21 protein-coding genes are annotated in these 20142 nt (G+C 43.0%); 1 reads left to right on the top strand and 20 read right to left on the bottom strand.

The genetic code is table 11. The annotated features are described in order from the left end of the window. Nucleotides 1-63 precede the first annotated feature (63 nt). The 11 genes from atpD to upp form a co-directional block, all read right to left on the bottom strand. Nucleotides 64-1476: a F0F1 ATP synthase subunit beta gene (gene atpD, locus WMZ97_RS06310; RefSeq protein ID WP_343271238.1), complete on the bottom strand. Its 1413-nt coding sequence runs from the start codon at nucleotides 1474-1476 to the stop codon at nucleotides 64-66. A gap of 41 nt (nucleotides 1477-1517) precedes the next feature. Beyond that, nucleotides 1518-2378, bottom strand: a complete 861-nt coding sequence (gene atpG, locus WMZ97_RS06305) for an ATP synthase F1 subunit gamma (protein WP_343271237.1) — start codon at nucleotides 2376-2378, stop codon at nucleotides 1518-1520. A 135-nt stretch (nucleotides 2379-2513) separates the two neighbouring features. Further along, complete coding sequence (atpA, locus tag WMZ97_RS06300) at nucleotides 2514-4028, bottom strand: F0F1 ATP synthase subunit alpha (protein ID WP_343271236.1); 1515 nt, start codon at nucleotides 4026-4028, stop codon at nucleotides 2514-2516. 18 nt (nucleotides 4029-4046) lie between these two features. After that, nucleotides 4047-4592 carry a F0F1 ATP synthase subunit delta gene (locus tag WMZ97_RS06295; RefSeq protein ID WP_343271235.1) on the bottom strand — a complete coding sequence of 182 codons (546 nt, stop codon included), beginning with the start codon at nucleotides 4590-4592 and terminating at the stop codon, nucleotides 4047-4049. Then, the gene (gene atpF, locus WMZ97_RS06290; protein ID WP_343271234.1) at nucleotides 4589-5116 is read right to left on the bottom strand and encodes a F0F1 ATP synthase subunit B; all 528 of its coding nucleotides are present in this window, start codon (nucleotides 5114-5116) and stop codon (nucleotides 4589-4591) included. Before atpF ends, WMZ97_RS06295 begins: the two co-directional genes overlap by 4 nt. Before the next feature lie 133 nt (nucleotides 5117-5249). Beyond that, nucleotides 5250-5462, bottom strand: coding sequence for a F0F1 ATP synthase subunit C (atpE, locus tag WMZ97_RS06285; protein ID WP_343271336.1), 213 nt, complete (start codon nucleotides 5460-5462; stop codon nucleotides 5250-5252). An 88-nt stretch (nucleotides 5463-5550) separates the two neighbouring features. Beyond that, on the bottom strand, nucleotides 5551-6273 hold the full coding sequence (gene atpB, locus WMZ97_RS06280) for a F0F1 ATP synthase subunit A (protein WP_343271233.1): 723 nt from the start codon (nucleotides 6271-6273) through the stop codon (nucleotides 5551-5553). Nucleotides 6274-6297: 24 nt separating this feature from the next. Beyond that, nucleotides 6298-6669 carry an ATP synthase subunit I gene (locus WMZ97_RS06275; RefSeq protein WP_343271232.1) on the bottom strand — a complete coding sequence of 124 codons (372 nt, stop codon included), beginning with the start codon at nucleotides 6667-6669 and terminating at the stop codon, nucleotides 6298-6300. A 659-nt stretch (nucleotides 6670-7328) separates the two neighbouring features. Beyond that, nucleotides 7329-9545, bottom strand: coding sequence for a S8 family serine peptidase (locus WMZ97_RS06270; protein WP_343271231.1), 2217 nt, complete (start codon nucleotides 9543-9545; stop codon nucleotides 7329-7331). Between the two features lie 269 nt (nucleotides 9546-9814). Beyond that, entirely contained in the window at nucleotides 9815-10930 is a 1116-nt protein-coding gene (gene wecB, locus WMZ97_RS06265) for a non-hydrolyzing UDP-N-acetylglucosamine 2-epimerase (protein WP_343271230.1), read from the bottom strand. 16 nt (nucleotides 10931-10946) lie between these two features. After that, on the bottom strand, nucleotides 10947-11576 hold the full coding sequence (gene upp, locus WMZ97_RS06260; protein WP_343271229.1) for a uracil phosphoribosyltransferase: 630 nt from the start codon (nucleotides 11574-11576) through the stop codon (nucleotides 10947-10949). Between the two features lie 142 nt (nucleotides 11577-11718). Between upp and WMZ97_RS06255 the strand changes: the two genes are divergently transcribed. After that, the gene (locus tag WMZ97_RS06255) at nucleotides 11719-11865 is read left to right on the top strand and encodes a hypothetical protein (RefSeq protein WP_343271228.1); all 147 of its coding nucleotides are present in this window, start codon (nucleotides 11719-11721) and stop codon (nucleotides 11863-11865) included. Nucleotides 11866-12193: 328 nt separating this feature from the next. On the opposite strand, the gene WMZ97_RS06250 is transcribed toward WMZ97_RS06255, so the two are convergent. The 9 genes from WMZ97_RS06250 to WMZ97_RS06210 form a co-directional block, all read right to left on the bottom strand. Next, on the bottom strand, nucleotides 12194-12709 hold the full coding sequence (locus WMZ97_RS06250) for a DinB family protein (RefSeq protein WP_343271227.1): 516 nt from the start codon (nucleotides 12707-12709) through the stop codon (nucleotides 12194-12196). A 338-nt stretch (nucleotides 12710-13047) separates the two neighbouring features. Then, complete coding sequence (locus tag WMZ97_RS06245; protein ID WP_343271226.1) at nucleotides 13048-13755, bottom strand: dihydropteridine reductase; 708 nt, start codon at nucleotides 13753-13755, stop codon at nucleotides 13048-13050. A gap of 322 nt (nucleotides 13756-14077) precedes the next feature. Beyond that, on the bottom strand, nucleotides 14078-15331 hold the full coding sequence (locus tag WMZ97_RS06240) for a serine hydroxymethyltransferase (protein WP_343271225.1): 1254 nt from the start codon (nucleotides 15329-15331) through the stop codon (nucleotides 14078-14080). Between the two features lie 65 nt (nucleotides 15332-15396). Then, nucleotides 15397-15948: a TIGR01440 family protein gene (locus tag WMZ97_RS06235; protein ID WP_343271224.1), complete on the bottom strand. Its 552-nt coding sequence runs from the start codon at nucleotides 15946-15948 to the stop codon at nucleotides 15397-15399. Nucleotides 15949-16022: 74 nt separating this feature from the next. Then, on the bottom strand, nucleotides 16023-16460 hold the full coding sequence (gene rpiB, locus WMZ97_RS06230; RefSeq protein WP_343271223.1) for a ribose 5-phosphate isomerase B: 438 nt from the start codon (nucleotides 16458-16460) through the stop codon (nucleotides 16023-16025). 75 nt (nucleotides 16461-16535) lie between these two features. Next, nucleotides 16536-17828, bottom strand: coding sequence for a methyl-accepting chemotaxis protein (locus WMZ97_RS06225; protein ID WP_343271222.1), 1293 nt, complete (start codon nucleotides 17826-17828; stop codon nucleotides 16536-16538). Between the two features lie 409 nt (nucleotides 17829-18237). Beyond that, nucleotides 18238-18846, bottom strand: coding sequence for a low molecular weight protein arginine phosphatase (locus WMZ97_RS06220; protein ID WP_343271221.1), 609 nt, complete (start codon nucleotides 18844-18846; stop codon nucleotides 18238-18240). Nucleotides 18847-19166: 320 nt separating this feature from the next. Then, nucleotides 19167-19367 carry a hypothetical protein gene (locus tag WMZ97_RS06215; RefSeq protein ID WP_343271220.1) on the bottom strand — a complete coding sequence of 67 codons (201 nt, stop codon included), beginning with the start codon at nucleotides 19365-19367 and terminating at the stop codon, nucleotides 19167-19169. A gap of 148 nt (nucleotides 19368-19515) precedes the next feature. Beyond that, on the bottom strand, nucleotides 19516-20070 hold the full coding sequence (locus WMZ97_RS06210; RefSeq protein ID WP_343271219.1) for a manganese efflux pump MntP: 555 nt from the start codon (nucleotides 20068-20070) through the stop codon (nucleotides 19516-19518). Nucleotides 20071-20142 lie beyond the last annotated feature (72 nt).

Below are 20142 nucleotides of genomic sequence, written 5' to 3'. Positions count from 1 at the left end.
AGACCCCGTGAAGCAGCACCATTATAGTACAATTACTACCTGCTGCCCCATAAGTCTTCGTTATTATTCCATTTCTTTCGCTTTTTCCACTACCTCTTCAATTCGTCCAACCAAACGGAAGGCATCCTCTGGTAGATCATCATATTTTCCATCAAGAAGATCTCTAAAGCCTTTAACCGTCTCATTAACTGGAACGTATGAACCAGGCTGGCCGGTAAATTGTTCAGCAACATGGAAGTTTTGTGACAAGAAGAATTGAACGCGACGTGCCCGCGCCACAGTTAACTTATCTTCATCAGAAAGCTCATCCATACCGAGAATAGCGATGATATCCTGTAATTCCTTATAACGTTGAAGTGTTTGTTGCACTTCACGAGCAACTTCATAATGTTCGCTTCCAACAATTTCCGGATCTAGTGCACGCGATGTCGATGCTAATGGATCCACGGCTGGATAGATACCTTGCTCGGACAAACCACGATCAAGGTTCGTTGTTGCATCCAAGTGAGCAAATGTTGTTGCTGGCGCCGGGTCGGTATAGTCATCGGCAGGTACATAAATTGCCTGGATGGACGTTACCGATCCTTTATTGGTCGACGTAATCCGTTCTTGTAACTGCCCCATTTCTGTGGCAAGTGTTGGCTGATAACCAACAGCAGAAGGCATCCGGCCAAGTAAGGCAGAAACCTCAGAACCTGCTTGGGTGAAACGGAAAATATTATCGATAAATAAGAGCACATCCTGTCCTTGTTCATCACGGAAATATTCCGCCATCGTCAAACCAGTTAATGCCACACGCATCCGTGCACCAGGCGGCTCGTTCATTTGTCCGAATACCATCGCTGTTTTCGCGATAACTCCGGAGTCTTTCATTTCATAATACAGGTCATTACCTTCACGTGTCCGTTCACCAACCCCGGCAAAAACGGAAATACCACCATGTTCTTGGGCAATGTTGTTGATTAATTCCTGGATTAAAACAGTTTTTCCTACACCTGCACCACCAAACAAGCCGATTTTACCACCCTTGATATATGGTGCAAGCAGATCAACAACTTTAATCCCTGTTTCCAGAATTTCTGTTTCTGTTGCAAGGTCTTCAAACTTCGGTGATTCACGGTGGATTGGATCCCTGCGAACCCCTTTATCTAATGGCTCATCCAAATCAATATTATCACCTAGTACATTAAATACCCGGCCTAATGTATTGTCTCCAACTGGTACAGAGATCGGACCGCCTAAATCTTCTACTTCGATGCCGCGCATAACACCATCGGTCGATTCCATTGCAATCGTACGCACTGTATTGTCGCCGAGATGAAGTGCCACTTCTAACGTAAGGTCAATACTTACATGCGTTTCATCATCCGCATGGTAACCAATATGCAATGCGTTATAAATATCAGGGAGCTGACCGTCTTCAAATCTTACATCGACAACCGGCCCCATGACCTGTGTAACGTAACCTTTCGACATTAATTTCCCTCCTAACTAACTTTCAGCTTTCCATTGGCAGGTTATTCTAACGCAGCTACTCCACCAACAATTTCCGTGATTTCTTGCGTGATTGCTGCTTGGCGCGCACGGTTATACGTTAATGACAAATCATCAATAATATCTGTTGCGTTATCCGTTGCACTCCGCATCGCATTCATCCGGGCTGCGTGCTCACTTGCTTTTCCATCGAGTAATGCCCCGTAAATTAAACTCTCGGCATACTGCGGTAGAAGAACATCTAAAATCACTTCTTCTTCTGGCTCATATTCATACGAGCTTCCCGTTACTGATCCAGTTTGAATATCCGTTAATGGCAAAAGCTTCTTCGTCGTTACCTGCTGTGAGATGCGGCTGACGAAATGGCTGTAGAAGATGTTTAATTCATCAATTTCTTGATCAACAAACATTTGCACCGTTTCTCGTGCCAAATCTTTAATATCAGCAAAATTCGGCTGATCCGCAAGCCCAAGGATACTTTTCGCTACTGGTATATTACGATTGTTGAAAAACTCATAACCAACGCGTCCCGCAACAATAATCACATATTCATCTGTTGATTGATGACGTTCTGTGATCGTTTTATGCAATTGCCTTAGAACACTACTGTTGTACGCACCTGCCAGACCGCGATCAGATGTAATAACGAGATAGCCCGTTCGTTTCACATCGCGTGCTTGTAACATTGGATGATCCACACTCGTATTGTTTGCGGCAATACTTGCAACAACCTCTTGTATCTTTTCACTATACGGCACAAAAGAACGTGCATTTTGTTCCGCGCGGGTCAATTTGGATGCAGATACCATCTCCATTGCCCCAGTGATTTTCTTCATATTCTTGGTTGAGTCAATTCGATGCTTAATATCTCTAAGTGATGCCAAGCTTGTTCACCGCCTTTCGTAACAGAGGTCGGAGGTTAGAGGTCAGCAAGGCTTCATTCAAAACAAGCGTTCCATTTGATGACCCTGAATCCCTCTATCATCCGTTCACTTTCCATTCAATTATCAGATCTAGTTTCAGCTTTCACTTGATAAAAATGTTTTCTTAAATGCTTCGACTGCTTCTTTCATTTCACCGTTATCATCTTGAAGTTTTCCAGTGCTTCGGATGGCTTCAAGCAATTCTTTACGGTTTTCATCCAGCCACAAATGGAATTCTTCTTCAAAACGAGTGATATCTACCACTGGAACATCGTCAAGGTGTCCTTTGGTCAAGGCATAAATAATCATGACCTGCTTTTCAACAGCAAGTGGTTTATGCAGTCCTTGTTTTAGTACTTCAACCGTCCGTTCCCCACGATCCAGCTTTGCCTTCGTTGCTTTATCCAGATCGGAACCAAATTGCGCAAATGATTCCAGTTCACGGAAGGAAGCTAAGTCCAGTCGTAATGTACCAGCAACTTTTTTCATCGCTTTAATTTGTGCGGAACCACCAACACGAGATACCGAAAGTCCTGGGTTGATCGCCGGTCTTACCCCTGAGAAGAACAAATCCGATTGCAGGAAGATTTGACCGTCCGTGATGGAGATAACGTTTGTTGGGATATACGCAGCAATGTCCCCTGCTTGCGTTTCAACAAATGGCAAAGCAGTTAGTGAACCGCCGCCTAAATCATCACTTAATTTCGCTGCACGTTCCAGCAGGCGTGAGTGCAAATAGAATACGTCCCCTGGGAACGCTTCACGGCCTGGCGGGCGACGTAATAGCAAGGAAAGTTCACGATAAGCAGCAGCCTGTTTCGAAAGGTCATCGTATACTACTAATACGTGTTTTCCGTTATACATATATTCTTCACCCATCGATACCCCTGCATATGGAGCAAGGTATAACAATGGTGCCGGGTCAGATGCACCTGCAGAGACAACAATCGTCTTGTCGAGTACACCATAGCGGCGGAATGTTTCCACGGTTCCACGAACAGTTGATTCTTTTTGTCCGATGGCAACGTAGATACAAAGCATATCCTGATCTTTTTGGTTAATAATCGCATCAACCGCAACCGTTGTTTTACCGGTTTGGCGGTCTCCAATGATCAATTCACGCTGTCCCCGTCCAATTGGTACAAGGGCGTCAATTGCTTTAATCCCTGTTTGTAATGGCTCATCAACCGATTTACGCGCCATAACACCAGGTGCTGGAGATTCAATTGGGCGTGTTTTGGTTGTTTCTACTGGTCCTTTGCCATCAACTGGCTGTCCCAGCGGATTTACCACGCGTCCCAATAATTCCTCTCCCACTGGTACTTGCATAATTCTACCTGTACGACGAACTTCATCGCCTTCTTTAATTTCTGTATATGGGCCCAAGATGACAATTCCGACGTTTCCTTCTTCCAGGTTTTGCGCCATTCCCATAACTCCATTGGAGAATTCAATCAGCTCACCGGCCATACAATTGTCCAGACCATGAGCCCGAGCGATCCCGTCACCGATTTCAATAACTGTTCCAACATCACTTACTTCAATTTGAGAGTCAAAATCCTCAATTTGCTGCTTGATCAGTGTACTGATCTCTTCAGCCTTGATGCTCATACCATTTCACCCCTATCGTCAGTTATTTGCAGTTAAAATACTCCGTTCAATTCGCTTCAATTTTCCGCTGATGGACCCATCATAGATCGTATTTCCCATGTGGATTTTAATCCCGCCAATGATCGATGGATCGATTTTATTTGTCAGCTTGATGGCTGTTTTATTTAATCGCTTTGCAAATGTTTGCGCAAGCTGTTCCAATTCAGCCTCAGATAATGCACGAACCGAATAGGCATCCGCTTCTGCAGTTCCTTTCGCATCATTTGCCAACAAGCTTAAATGATCAATAATGGATGGAATGATTTCAATACGATGGCGCTCAACAAGCATCTTCAATGTGTTTACTACATCGTTTGACATACCTTGAAACACTTCTTCTATGAATTGTTTCTTCTTCGCATTATGAACACGAGGATGCTTCAGGAATGTAACTAATTTCTGATTTTCTTGAAAAACTTCTTTCACAACAAGAAAATCTTCTACTAATGTATCTGTTATTTGCTTTTCGTTTCCAAGTTGAAAAAGAGCATCTGCATATCGTCTGGCAACTATTGCTTCACTCATCGCTCTTCTCCTACCTCTTTAATATAGTCTTCAATCAGTTTTTCCTGATCACTTGCACTAATTTCTTTTTCAATTACCTTGCTTGCGATAAGAACCGATAAAGATGCCACCTTATCTTGAAGTGCCTGAATGGCCTTTTCCTTCTCATTTTGAATTTCTTCTTGTGCAGCCTGTTTAATCCGTTCTGCCTCTTGCTTGGCCGTATCAATAATATCTTGTTCTTGTCTGATACCAAGCTTTTTCGCATCTTCTATGATCGCTTGTGCTTCTTGCTTGGTTTGTTTTAGCTGTGCCTGTGCTTCTTCTTGAGCACGTTCTGCCTCGGTACGACTCTTCTCTGCGGCTTCAATCTCGGATACCACATATTCTTCACGCTGTTGCATGATATTCATTAATGGTTTCCAAGCAAACTTGCGCAGTAATAGGAGCAATATAATAAAAGCTACTAATTGGACAATCATATCGCCAACATGTAATCCGCCGATTGCTGCATTAATCGTAGAAACTCCAGTGAATGCTTGCACAGTATTCACTCCTTTCCCATAGCTTGAAATAGCTCTACTACTTTAGATCTTAGTCTAGCTCCAGCGCCCAACGGCCGCTTACGCTTTTCTTTTAAAAATAACGGCGAAGATTCTACTCCGCCATTGTTCAATTCTATTGACCCATAACGATAAATGCGATAACAACCGCGATGATCGGAACAACCTCAACCAGACCAACACCAATAAATGCAGTTGTTTGTAATTGACCTCTTAATTCTGGTTGGCGTGCAATTCCTTCTACTGTACGACTAAAGATAAGACCGTTACCAATACCACCGCCAATTGCGGCTAATCCTACTGCAATTGCAGCTGCTAAAATACCCAAACTCATTATAAATTCCTCCTAAGAAATTGTTTTTTTATATGCACCGTTTAAACAAATTGTTTAACCAGCTCATTACCACTGTTAAAACCTAATGCTCGCTGCTCACTTTGTGGGACATGTAAACAAGCGTCAATAGCGTAAAGATAAATGCCTGGATTCCACCGACAAATATACTAAACCCTTGCCAAGCAAGCATTGGTATAATTCCGCCAAGAAATCCCCCAATACCGGAAGCCATTACACCGGCCAACAGTCCCAATAGAACCTCACCAGCATAGATGTTTCCAAATAAACGAAGTCCTAATGTAAGGGAGTTTGACAGTTCCTCAATTATTTTAATTGGGAAGAATATCCAAAATGGTTTAAAAAAGTCCTTCGCGTATTCTTTTCCACCCCTTGCCTTTATCCCATAGAAGTTTGTCAGCAGGATGATCATTACGGATAATGTGAGTGTTACCCCCGCATCTGACGTTGGCGATTTCCACCATAGGTCATGTCCAAATGTCATCATGGTGACAACCCCCATCAGGTTACTGACAAAAATATATGTAATTAATGTCAATGCAAGTGGAAAGAATGTTCTTCCTGTTTTCCAATCCATTGTGTCTGTGACCATGCCTTTAACGAAATCAATAATCCATTCCATTACATTTTGCACTTTTGTTGGTTTCATTTTTAAGTTTCTGGTAGCGGCCACGCATAAAACAAACACAATTACTGATGCTATAATGATCGTCAGGACGTTGGATAAATTAAAATCAAGCCAGGATATTCCGAATACATCCTCTACAATCGGTGCCTCATGATCCAACCTTTTCACCCCTCTCTCTACAAATTACTTCTTAAATTCAGAAACAAAAAAATCTATCATAATGACAACATAAGAAGTCATTAATCCAATTACAACAGCAATAATGTTAAAATACGCTTCATAGTGAAGTGCAATCATTACTGCAATCCCAACAGCAGCAAGCCTTGACAAAATGCTGACGTCTTTAACTTTCTGCTCGTCGTTTACAACCGCTTCCCCGATCGAATTCATTCTCCTTTGCAAGAGCCATAGATTATAAAGACTAACCGCGCTCCCTAAGAGAAGTCCAAGGAATATTTGTTGAAATGGTGTGAATCCAGCGCCGAGCACCCAAATTGCGAGAAGATAAAACATCCATTTGCGTTGTCTAGCTATCATATTTTCATATTGCGACATGATTGATTCTTCTCCCATTTTCATACTCGTTCAAGGCATGTTTCATAGCCGACTCTCTTCATGCAAGCCAGCCAATCCATTACATAACAACCTGCGTACAGAACACATTATTTTTGTCGTCATCATGTACCTTCGTTAAAAGTGAACAAAATCACTGACTTTGCTGAAAAGTTCCCTTATACTGTTGTTATTTGCATGTCCAGCTCAAAGAGTGAGCGGTCATTTAGCACGGCGCAAAAATTGTCGCTATACAGGCATACTTCACCCTTGCATTCTGAAAATTCTCTATATATGCCCATTATATTAAAAATAAGCGCAATCTGGTGTAAACCCTACCATTCCACACTATGCAGTGTACAATAGCCACCCCCTATTGTCAATTAGTTCACTGGATAAAAAATAAATTGGAAATTAACCCAATTATCCGACCGTTGATTGTCGATATTTCGCCCATACGAACATAAAAGCACAAGGCTTTGGCCAATCTGAACAATGGCTTACAACAGGCCTTATTTCCATTATAAAGGATATTTCCGTACCTATTTATGACATTTATGTGAACGAATCTATTGCACCCAATTAAATGAAATAATGAACTTCACTTATCTATAACAGCCCCCCCTCCTTAGCGTGTAAGCTACAGGAAGGGGGCACACCAATCAATCATTATTACTGATTTCTAATTCCGTTTCATAGCTTTCATAATCCCCATTTTCCAGTTCAACCGTAATGAGGGCTTTATACGTGCCCGGATCACCAAGATCGTGCTTCGTCATTTCTCCTTCATTCAATCCTATATTCGGATTATCAATCGTAATAAATGGACGATCATATAACAAAGTGCCTGCTTGATATAACTGAACTTCCACACGTTTTGCCTGTTCTGTAACATATAATTCATACTTGTAGCTATCATCTGAAAGCGGCTTTAATGCCAAATCAAATCCCATTGCCTTTGGAAAATCTGCTGTCTGATTTACAAATAGATATGGCAAATGAAAGATTTGTTTTCCTTGATGTAGCGTTACCCAGCCTTGGTGGATGCCCTTATCCAAAACTTGACTGGTTACTCCAAGTTTTATCTGCACTTTTTTACGCTCGTTGGCTTCAACCGTGAATGTTTGTGGTAATTGGAAATGCAACCCCTGCTCATGCTTTGGAATGTCAAAGGAATAGCTTTGGTCCTTATTTGTTGTATTTTCAATGACAAGCGTTGCCGTTTTATCTTGCCGATAGCCATTGACTTTCCCAAAGGATAGCAAAGGGTCATCGATAATGGTACGTGTTTTACTGGCTTGGTCTGGCCTGATTTGCCCCATCCCCTGGTCGATTGGAGCAGACAGTTTGTTGCCTTCCCCTTTCAATGGCAGGGCGGTCGTCTTTAACGCACCCTCTAATTGCTTAACGGACCAATCAGGATGAGCCTCTTTCAATAACGCCAATGCTCCAGTAACATGTGGTGCTGCCATACTGGTTCCCTGTAATTCACGATATCCTTCAGGAACGGTACTAAGTATATTGGCTCCTGGTGCAATAACTTCAGGTTTGATGTCCCAATCAATTGTTACCGGTCCGCGCGAGCTAAACTCTGTCACCATTTCGTCTGTTTGTTGATATTTTGTTTCCAAATAAACCGTGTCCTCTTGCATTTTTTGCTGCAACCACCGCCCTGTCTGTTGTGTAACAGCTGCAACCGGGATCGTTATTGGCTCCTGGTCATTTTCTACCGATCCTTGGAATCCGCCTTTTTCATTGTTGTAGATGATTACCGCTTTGGCCCCCGCCTCCTCCGCCTGTTTCGCCTTTTCATAAAATGGAACCTTCCCTCGCTCGATTAGGGCAATTTTTCCATTCATGGACTTGTCCTTACCTGTTAGCTTTTCGATCGAATAATCATTATCCAAATGCCATGCGGGTGATCCCATCATTGGGAGTATCGGGAGCGATTTATCCGCAGTTGGTTCATACAAAAAAGGTAATGCTTGTGGCATGGCTAATGCACCGACAGATAATGCCTTGGATGCCGTTGCCGGTGATCCAACCGTCCAATCATCGGGCCCACTGTTGCCATTTGCAATCACGACAGCAACACCATGTTCAACCGCCCGATTAACGGCAATGCTTGTCGGATAATCGGGACCATTAACAGTGTTTCCCAATGATAAATTAATCACGTCTACCCCGTCATCCACCGCCTGTTCCAAAGCTGCAATCACTTGTACAGAGGTCCCTTGTCCACCTGGCCCCAATGCACGATAAGCGAAAATTTTTGCATCCGGTGCCACCCCTTTTAATTTCCCATCTGCCGCAATAATTCCGGCAACATGCGTCCCATGAAATGTCGGCTCCCCTTGGGAAGCGGTTGTTTCCATCGGGTCATCATCCAAATCAACCAAGTCATACCCCTGTTGATAATTACTTTTGAGGTCAGGATGATTATAATCGATCCCTGTATCGATAATCCCTACCTTGACCCCTTTTCCTGTATAAGACGTATCATTGAGATCGCCGGGAAGAACGGCATTTGTGTTATCTTCGTCTAATTGATCTTTATTCCTAGAAAACGTACGGTCATTGGCTTCATACGTTGCAACAGGGTGAACTGCTTTAATGAATTCAAGTGAACCCATTTTTGATAATTTCTTTGGATCGCCCCGGAGCGCCAACCCATGAAATAACTTGTTATAGGTCGCCACCACTTCCACATTCGGGTAATATGTCTCGATATAGTCTTTATGCTCCGCCGGATCTCCATCGACTTCAATGATGATGGAGGTGGTGTCATCCTTATCCTCATCGACATCCTGATGGGCCGATACCACGTGTTGCCCAAGTAACAGGGTAAATGAGATAAACAGGCATGTAAGTCTTCGCATGTAAAAGTCCCCCTTTTATCCATAGTTTTTGGAAAAAGTTGAGAATCATGCATGAAAATGGGGAATGAATTTAAAAATCGGAAGGTGTAGTTGTTGGTTGGTGAGAAATCGAAAAACTTACTGCAGTCCTATCCAATTTACTATCCGAACTGATGAAAATACTGTCCTAACTCACGAAAATACTATCCAAGCCTTGGATTTTGCTTTTACAAATATTAAAGAAGGATCCAGCCCACCAGTCTGAATCCTTCCTTGACGTTACTCCTATACTATTTTTGAAAATAATCCCACGTTGCATCGGTAATCCGCTTCGATGCATGTCCATCCCCATATGGGTTAGCGGTTTGGGCCATTTGTTCATGCGCCTCATGATCAGACAGAAGTTCATCTGCAAGACAAAAAATCGTATCCTCGTCCGTTCCCGCTAGCTTTAAAGTTCCTGCATCAATACCTTCCGGGCGTTCTGTCGTATCACGCAGTACTAGTACAGGAACACCAAGTGATGGCGCTTCCTCTTGAACACCGCCCGAATCAGTTAAAATTAAATGAGCGCGGGCGGCGAAATTGTGGAAATCAATGACACTCAGTGGATCAATCAACGTGATCCGGCTATCGTTTCCTAAAATGTCAGCAGCTGTCTGTCGAACAACCGGATTTAAATGAACAGGATAGATAACCTGGATATCATCATGCGCTTCAACTAACCGCTTAATCGCACGAAACATTTGCTCCATGTTTTTTCCTAAGTTCTCTCGGCGGTGCGCTGTCATTAGCACCAATCGCTTTTCACCTAATTGATCAAGTATCGGGCTGTTATAATCCGGGTTCACAGTTGTCTTCAACGCATCGATTGCAGTATTTCCAGTAACGAAAATTCGATCAGCAGGTTTGTTTTCCCGCAACAGATTTTGCTTGGATTGTTCCGTCGGGGCAAAATACAAATCTGCCATGATATCTGTCAGCTGGCGGTTCATTTCTTCCGGATATGGGGAGTACTTATCCCATGTCCTAAGTCCTGCCTCCACGTGTCCAACAGCGATTTGATTATAATAGGCTGCAAGTGATGCAACAAAGGTTGTTGTCGTATCCCCGTGTACGAAGACGATGTCTGGTTTGATCTTTTTCATCACTTCATCCAGACCCTCCAACGCACTCGTGGTGATTTGGGCTAATGTTTGCCGTTGTTTCATGATGTTTAAATCATAATCTGGCGTTATGTTAAAAATATCCAATACTTGATCAAGCATTTCCCGATGCTGGGCTGTAACGGTGACAATGGATTCAAACTGGTCAGACCGCTTTTGCAATTCGAGTACGAGCGGAGCCATCTTGATTGCTTCCGGTCTTGTACCAAAAATAGTCATGACTTTCATACGCGTTGTCAACTTTGCTCACTCCACTCTATTTCGTGCCAAACAAACGGTCACCAGCATCACCCAAGCCTGGAACGATATAGCCATGATCATCCAGTCCTTCATCTAGTGCCCCAAGATAAATATCTACATCTGGATGCGCTTCTTGAATCTTCTTCACGCCTTCAGGTGCAGCAACCAGGCACATGAGCCGAATCTGTTTTGCCCCACGCTTTTTCAATGAAGCGATCGCATCGTTAGCAGAACCACCGGTAGCAAGCATCGGATCAATCACGATCAATTCACGTTCAGAAATATCGGATGGCAGTTTAATATAATATTCATGCGGCTGCAGTGTTTCCGGATCACGATAAAGCCCAACATGCCCAACTTTGGCAGCCGGAATCAGATTAAGCATCCCATCGACCATCCCTAAACCTGCACGCAGAATTGGGATCAAGCCAATTTTCTTCCCTGCCAGCACCTTTGTTTTTGCCGATGTCACTGGAGTGTTCGTCTCAATTTCCTGTGTCGGAAGGTTGCGGGTAATTTCGAACGCCATCAACATGGAAACTTCGTCAACAAGCTCGCGAAATTCCTTTGTTCCCGTTTCTTTATCTCGTATGTACGTCAATTTATGCTGAATTAACGGATGATCGAGTACGTGTACATTTCCCATAAAGCTGATCACTCCCATATATTAGTTATCCTTAAAATTGTACTGAAAAATTGTCCATGTTTCAAGCATAAGTAAAAGCGTTGACATCGTTTTATAATTTTTTGGGACATATTTGGATTTTATCAGACTCCGGATGAGGGACATGTTTTATCTGCTAATAACGTGTGTGCTGACAGAACAGAACTTTGCTAATCATGAATCCACTTGGGAGGATCCATTAATGGTTGTCTACCATGGAAAAACAATTCGTGCACCGCCACCAAATTCAGAAGGGATGGCAAAAAAGTGAAAGATTCGTTTTGAAACCTTTTCATTTCGTACATTTCGGACTTGCCCTCGCACGTTTCTGGACTGCTCTCGCACGTTTCAGACTTGCTCTCGCACGTTCTCGGACTGCTCTCGCACGTTTCAGACTTGCTCTCGCACGTTTCTGGACTACCCTCGCACGTTTCAGACTTGCTCTCGCACGTTCTTGGACTGCTCTCGCACGTTTCAGACTTGCTCTCGCACGTTTCTGGACTACCCTCGCACGTTTCGGGCCTGCTGCCGCACGTCTCTGCCCATTTCTTCCAAACGATCATATTTCGTTTTATAGTTTAAATAACATAGCGCTTACACTAGTTTGCCGCTTGTCTATCATAAAGATACATAATATAATCCGTCGATATACTGGCATGACCCTGTTGGCGTATCATCGCAGTAATATTGCCACGATGGTAGGTACCATGATTGACGACATGCTGCACGAGTTCTGAAAGATAGGTTTCCAATCGCCCAAAAGCTGGATGTTCTGGAGCCATAGGTTTGTCCATATCCTCCAAACTACTGAAAAAAGCTTCATACTGTTCGGTCAGTTCTTCAAACAATGCCTCCATTTCGTCTATGGTTTTTCCTTTTGAATTTTGCGTTGCTTGAACGCTGACTTCTTGAACCTTATCAAACGGATCTTCCCTCATAACACCGAGCCAAACAGAATCAACGATGTAGATATGAGCAAGCGTTTCTGCAATCGAGGGGAAAACACTTTCAATTTCCTGCGTATAAACGCTATTCGGCAGCTCTTTTAACCTTGCAATAAATTTGTTGTTTGCCCAGATGTGATAATCGTATAATTGTAAAACACGATGTTTCATGTAAGGTTCCTCCCTTTTTCGCATTATTATGACGATACTCTACTATACTATCACAACACCAGTCAGAGAAGTTCATTTATTTCTAAGTAAGCGGAGTCTTACTACCCGTTAAGAGTGGGATAAAAACGGTAAAGCGCATGTAATTCCTGTAGAGTGTGTGTGAACTTCCACCTTAATCTTTTTCCTATTCAGAAAGGCTTATATACCATCCTCATTCATTTCATAAAAATAGCCAACCAGAAAATACATTCTGATTGACCTCATAATACGATCGTGCCAGTTAATGGGACCGCTATTTAGTATTTTACCCCAAAAATATTTTGTCTCGCTCAAATTGATCAATTAAATGATAAAAACTCAGGCCGTTGTTGTTCATGCTTGTCGAGCATAATCTGTTCCGGCTTGATACCTTGCTCACGCAGTACTTCAATATTCTGCGCAAGAAATTCGTCACTGCCAACAACATAGAAAATCCCATCTTTGTCTGCTGCAAGATTGCTCACTTCTTCATAGTATTCTTTACGGTTATCGACGAACTGTGATGTGAACTTCTTGTCAGGTGCGGGTTTAAAAATATTAGTGAACAAAAAATCGTTTGATGAATCGATGTTCAGGGAATGCATGTGATTGACATTATCAGTACGTTCAAAGTAATCAAGGGCAAGTGGTCTGAAAGTTGCCAGGCCGACACCTGATGACAGCAGGTAAACATTCTTGTCTTCTCTTTTTAACGGTACATTTGAATGTGTCTTAAATATTGCAACCTCCTTACCGATCTCAAGATTTCTTAAAATCGTTTTAAACGCAGAGCACTGCTCTCTGATTCGTGTTGTGATACCAATTGAAGTTTCGTGCGGCAAAGTGGAAATTGACATGTGGCGGATCAGGCTGCGGTTTGGTTTATCTCCAGCATTAAAACCTTCCAGTGCGAAGTGGGTGTGGGAACCTTCTTCCCATGTAAAACCTTCCGGACAGTCGAGCAGATACGTTTTAACCTCCGGCGTTTCTTCAATAATCTTATTTATTTTAGTCCAGTATATTTGCATTCGATATTCTCCTTACTCAATTATATGTGTCATTACTTACTAATATACAATAAATGATAACAATTCTCAATTATAAGGACTAATTATTTCAGATAAATGAATATAATCCTTACCTGCACCATTCTTGCAGCACTTTTATCATACAGTTAACGCCCACTTGTCTTTGTTGGTTTCACCTTAAAATCTTACAATGGGAGTCTTACTGTCCGTTAAAAATGGGATAACAAATAGCATACCAAACCATCATGTGATTTGGTATGCTGGATAACCTTTATTTTCTTAGTGGCAAGTAAACCTATTTTAAATCAACGCATTCTCTTATTTATGCATACAACGGAAACTGGTCAGTTAACGCTTTGACACGTTTTGCTGCTTCTTTCAATGTCGCTTCATCTTCGTTATTTTTTAGTGTAAGCGAAATAATCGCTGCAATTTCTTTCATTTCCGCTTCTCCAAATCCGCGCGTTGTCACAGCAGCGGTGCCAATGCGAAGGCCACTGGTAACAAACGGACTTTCGGTATCAAACGGAATAGTATTTTTATTTGCCGTAATTCCAATATCGTCGAGTACCTTTTCAGCAACTTTTCCAGTCAGATTTAATGGTGTCACATCAAGCAATAACAAGTGATTGTCGGTGCCTCCAGATACAATGCGGATTCCTTCGTTTGTCAATGCTTCACCAAGCACCTGCGCATTTTTAATGATCTGATTGGCATATGCTTTGAAATCATCGGACAATGCTTCTTTAAACGAAGCTGCCTTAGCCGCAATAACATGCATCAACGGACCACCTTGGATACCCGGGAATATGGATTTGTCAATCTTTTTAGCAAATTCCTCTTTACATAAAATCATTCCGCCACGTGGACCGCGCAATGTTTTGTGGGTTGTTGTTGTGACAAAGTGCGCATGTGGAACCGGATTCGGATGTAAGCCGGCCGCAACTAATCCGGCAATATGGGCCATGTCAACCAGCAAATACGCACCAACACTATCGGCAATCTCGCGGAACTTGGCAAAATCAAGCGTCCGGGAATAAGCACTGGCACCAGCTACAATCAACTTTGGCTGTACTTCTTCTGCTTTGGCTAAAACCGCATCATAATCAAGCTGTTCTGTTTCTTTGTCAACACCATAATCAACCACATTGTAAAGCTTCCCGCTAAAATTCACCGGGCTGCCATGCGTTAAATGGCCACCATGGTTTAAGTTCATACCCAGAATCGTGTCACCTGGATCCAAAAAGGCGAAATAAACCGCCATGTTGGCCTGAGCACCAGAGTGTGGCTGAACATTTGCATGATCGGCGCCAAATAATTGCTTCGCACGGTCACGGGCTAAATTCTCGGCTACATCTACAAATTCACAGCCGCCATAATACCGCTTACCAGGGTACCCTTCCGCATATTTATTGGTCAAAACAGAACCCATTGCCTCCATTACGGCTTCCGAGACAAAGTTTTCTGATGCGATCAATTCGATTTTTTGTTTTTGCCGTTGCTTTTCATTCTGGATCGCCTCATACAGTTCCTGATCATTCTCTTTTAGGGTTGTAGCTGATGTTGTTGTTTCCATATGGTTGAACCTCCTATGTAATATTAGATTTTATTATATCAGAGTTATACAGAAATTCAGATACCTTATTTAGAATAGATGGCACGTTCTCCACCAATTAATCTTGGACGGGTCCGGGCTGCCGTTAGACGGGCGTTGCCGATCTGGCGCTGGTTAAATCGTAATGGAACAGCTACCCGCTTCAAGTGCATCCCAATCATCGTTTCACCAATATCTATTCCGGCATGGGCCTGAATCGTTTCCACAACAACTGGGTCGTCCATATGTTTATAGGCATACGAAGCCATGGATCCACCTGCACTTGGCTGCGGGATGACAGAAACCTCTTCCAACCGATACTGTTCCATAGTATTTCTTTCTACTACCAGTGCCCGGTTTAAATGCTCACAACATTGAAATGCTAGTTGGAGCTGCTCATCCTGTTTAAGTGTTCGAAGCTTGTCAAAAATAATCGCCGCAATCTCCTCACTGCCCGCTGTTCCAATATGCTCACCCGCAACTTCACTTGTTGAGCAGCCAATGACAAACAGATTTCCATCCGCTATAAACTCACTTGCTAGCCATTCCTGAACAATTGCATCCATATCATCACAAACTTGTTGATGTAAATCGGCCATTTATTTTCACCGCCCCTTTTTATCTGTCTAACCTGTTTCCTAGTATCTCACCAAAACATAACCCGCTTTTACAGTTATCCTTCGTATGTCGTAATTTTACCAATACGGTTGGCATGACGTCCACCATCAAATTCCGTTTCCAGCCATACCTTAGCAATTTCACGGGCAAGTCCTGGTCCAATAACACGTTCACCCATTGCCAATACATTGGAATCATTATGGTTCCTGGTCAATTTGGCGCTATATACGTCATGGACCAATGCACAACGAACACCTTTTACTTTATTGGCTGCAATCGACATGCCAATACCAGTTCCGCAAATAAAAATACCACGATCGAATTCCCCCTTGGCTACCCGCTCAGCAGCTGGCAGCGCATAGTCTGGATAATCAACCGAACGTTGGCAGTCGCAACCAGTGTCCTCATAGGTAATACCCATTTCCTCCATCAAACTTTTCACTTCATTACGGACGGTCATTCCTGCATGGTCCGCTGTTAAAATCACTTTCATTGCTATCGCTCCTATCGTATTTAGCCCACGACCGCGGCTCGGATTTCAGCCACATAAAATGCAGGCTCGTACTTTCTATGATACGTTAAATTTCCCGATTTGCTTGTTTAACGTTTGTGCCTGCTGTTCCAGTTCAGTGGCCATATCATCCATATGTTCGATAATACTGGTTTGCTCTTGAATAGAGGCATTAACCTCCTCTGCACCGGCTGATGTTTCTTCAGCAATGGCAGCCACTTCCTGCGATTGCACACTTGTAGATTGAATCGATTCAAGTTGTTGATTGACCGCTTCTGAAATGGCATCAATTTCAGCAGCTACATCGTTAATCGAACTGGTCATTTCCTCAATCGCCTGCTGTGTTTTGACTCCATTCTCGGTTTCCTTATTAGCATATACAACATTGGCATTAATTTTTTTCACTACTACCTGAACATCTTCCTGAATAGCTGTGATTAAATCAGAAATACGTTTAACAGCATGTGCACTCTGATCCGCCAATTTGCGAATTTCCTCAGCTACGACCGCAAACCCACGGCCATGCTCTCCTGCACGGGCTGCTTCGATCGAGGCATTTAAGGCCAATAGATTGGTTTGTTCCGATATTTCACCGACCATGGTAATGATCGTTTCCACCTGCAATGCGTTTTGCTTTAAATTATCGACATCGTGCAGGGAATCTTGCTGGTCTTGTGTAACGTTCTGAAAACCGGTAACTAACCGGTTTACAGCCTGTTCACTAGCAGTTAATGTTTCCAGCATCGTGTTAGATTTCTCTTTTGATCGGCTGGCCTTATGCTGTACCTCTTCCGCTAATTCAGCAGCTGTTTCTACCGATCGCACCGTTTGCTGGATCGCGTCGGACGAGCCCTCGGCACCTTTGGAAATTTCATCGATCGAGGCTCCGATCAACTGCGAATGCTGTGTTGCTTCATTAGAGGCATGTTTTAATTGGCGCACCGATTGATTCGTATCATCAAAATGCTTATCAATATTATGCACCATCTCTTTTAAATTTTTAAGCATGGTATCAAACGAAATACTAAGTGCGCGAATCTCATCATCTGATTTCGGTAAATCGATCGACTGATTCAATTCCCCATTTGCCGCACCTGAGGCGACTTTCTCCAATTTTTCCAACGGCTTCGTTACAAACCTAGCAGCAACATAAGCCAATATCGCTGACCAGAGAATTCCCATAATGAGCGTGATGATGGTAAACCACTGCTGTCCAATCCCCCAATATGGCTCAATAAAATCGTACACAAAATAAATGAACAAAGCGGTAAAAGAATACGTGATCAGTGCTAAAATTGTTGTTAACAGTACAAGTTTTATTCGTAGGCTAAAACGGTATCCCTGCTTCATCTCGATCCCCCTGCATGCCGTATATAAAAGGAAGGTCAAAAAGTCCGGTAAAGCTATACATCTAATTTCTTCGAGGTTGCTGAGAAAGTTTAAAAAATTCGTTTTGAAGACATCTGCATCTTGCACGTTTCAAACCAGTCCTTGCACGTTTGAGGTCTGCTCTCGCACGTTTCGAACCTGCCCTCGCACGTTTTAGGAACGCTCTCGCACGTTTCGAACCTGTTCTTGCACGTTTTAGGCCTGATGCCGCACGTTTCGAACCCGTTATTGCACGTTTTAGGCACGCCCTCACACGTTTTAGGTCTGAAGCCGGATGTCTTCGCCCATTTCTTCCAAACGATTATGAAAGGTTCTTTTTCAGCAATCTCAATTTCTTCCCGGGCTTTTTATTCTCCTTTTGCATACACATTTAATTATTATCTATCTTCCTAATTAATAAATCGACATTTTTCACTAGTTCTTGTAGTGTTTTTTGATAAATATGCAAATCTCCGCCAAATGGATCGGAAATATCATAATCAATTAAACTGGCCTCCATTTGCTGAATACGCCGTAAGTCCTCTTGTACATGCTCCATCAGCCCCTGCTCCAACTTCCTTTTATCCTTTTCATGCTGGTGCCTTTGCATATAGATCATGCGTTTTTCTTCATAATCGGCATAGGCCCATTTCAGTTCCTGCCATACCTGTTTATCCGCCTCGGAAACATATTCCTTTAAGGCGAAATATTTATCTTGATAATCGGGATATTGCTGAATCAGCGACTGCTTATGCTGCATCGTCATCACCAGTACCAAATCAGCCCAGTTAAGCAGCCTCTCGGTAACAGGCTGTGAACGGTGCTCCAACTGAATTCCTTCCAGTTGCAATGCCTCGATTGCTGTATGGTTCGCACGTTGATTTCTTCCAGCATAAATCCCGGCAGATTGTACTTCTGCCTGTGGATATTTATGTTTTAATAATGCCTCTGCCATCGGACTGCGACATGTATTTCCAGTACAAATAAATAATATCTTCATGAAAGGAAACCTCCGTCATCCATAAAGTGAAACTGCCCTACTTCCCGTAAGCGTTGGATCAATCTCAACATCTCCCGTTTTCACAGCATTTAAATGTTACCTGTTGTGGAGAAGCACAACACGTTTATTCCTGGCGAGCAAGTGGATTAATCTTCTATCCAAACTATACCACAGAAAGTGAGCAAGTGTCAGAAAAAAATGAAACGATTGGACGGGTGGATAACATGAGCTGCTAAGCCTTTGTACAGGCAATTTTTTGTAGTGAAGTCGACATTTTCAAGGATTATAAATGGGGTTGGATTGATGCGCAGCCCGTCTTGTCAATGTTCATTTTCTTCGGTTGATATTTTGCCCATTTTGGTCGATGTCTGCGCTCCCCGGTCGATACTTCCTGCATTTCGGGCGATATCCGTGCTCCCCGGTCGATACTTCCTGCATTTCGGTTGATATCCGTGCTCCCCAGTCGATACTTCCTGCATTCCGGTTGATGCCCACACTCCACCGGGCGACGCTCCCTGCATTCTGGGCGATGTCCACACTCCACCGGTTGATCGACATCCACCGCTCATCAATACTGCTTTCGCAACACAAAAACGAGCACCATTTCTGTTCTGGCACTCGTTTTAATGTCCAACAAACATCCGGCAACGATGATTCACTCGCCATGCTTTATCCAAATATCATATTCAGTCCAAAGCCACATAGAATACTGCCACCTAATATTTCGCCATACACCCCGAGCAGCCCGTGTACTTTTTTTCCTAATATCAAACCGATCCACGTTAATAGCATGCTGACCGCACCAAATAAGAATAAGGCAATCGCTGTTTTCACACCGGACATGCCCAGACTTAAACCGACCGAGAAACTGTCCATGCTTACACTTAATGAAAAAAACAAAAGCCCGATGCCCGCGGGCTTGACAATTTTTTTAACTTCATGATTAAAAGCTGAGAAAACCATTTGTGAACCGATTGCAATTAACAGCATGCCGGCAATCAGGGTAGTTAGCTGACCAATTTGGGTGGATATCGCCCTTCCAACAATAATTCCGCTAAACGGCATCATGATATGAAATAGTCCGATGACAAGTCCAATCAATGCGATCCGCTTCAGTCGCAGCTGTTGCATTCCCATCCCCAGACTAACCGAAAATGCATCCATTCCCAGCGCTACAGACATAAATAATAAAGAGACAATTTCACCAATATGATATCCCGACATCCAAAATCCCCCTCGGACATGCTATTAGATAAATATGCATGTCCGAGGCGCTTTATGCTGGAAAGCTATTAT

The sequence above is a fragment of the Lentibacillus songyuanensis genome, assembly GCF_039548255.1.
GTDB lineage: Bacteria > Bacillota > Bacilli > Bacillales > Amphibacillaceae > Lentibacillus_C > Lentibacillus_C songyuanensis.
Note: the sequence above shows the minus strand (reverse complement) of the source record. Positions and strands in the feature narration are given on the sequence as shown.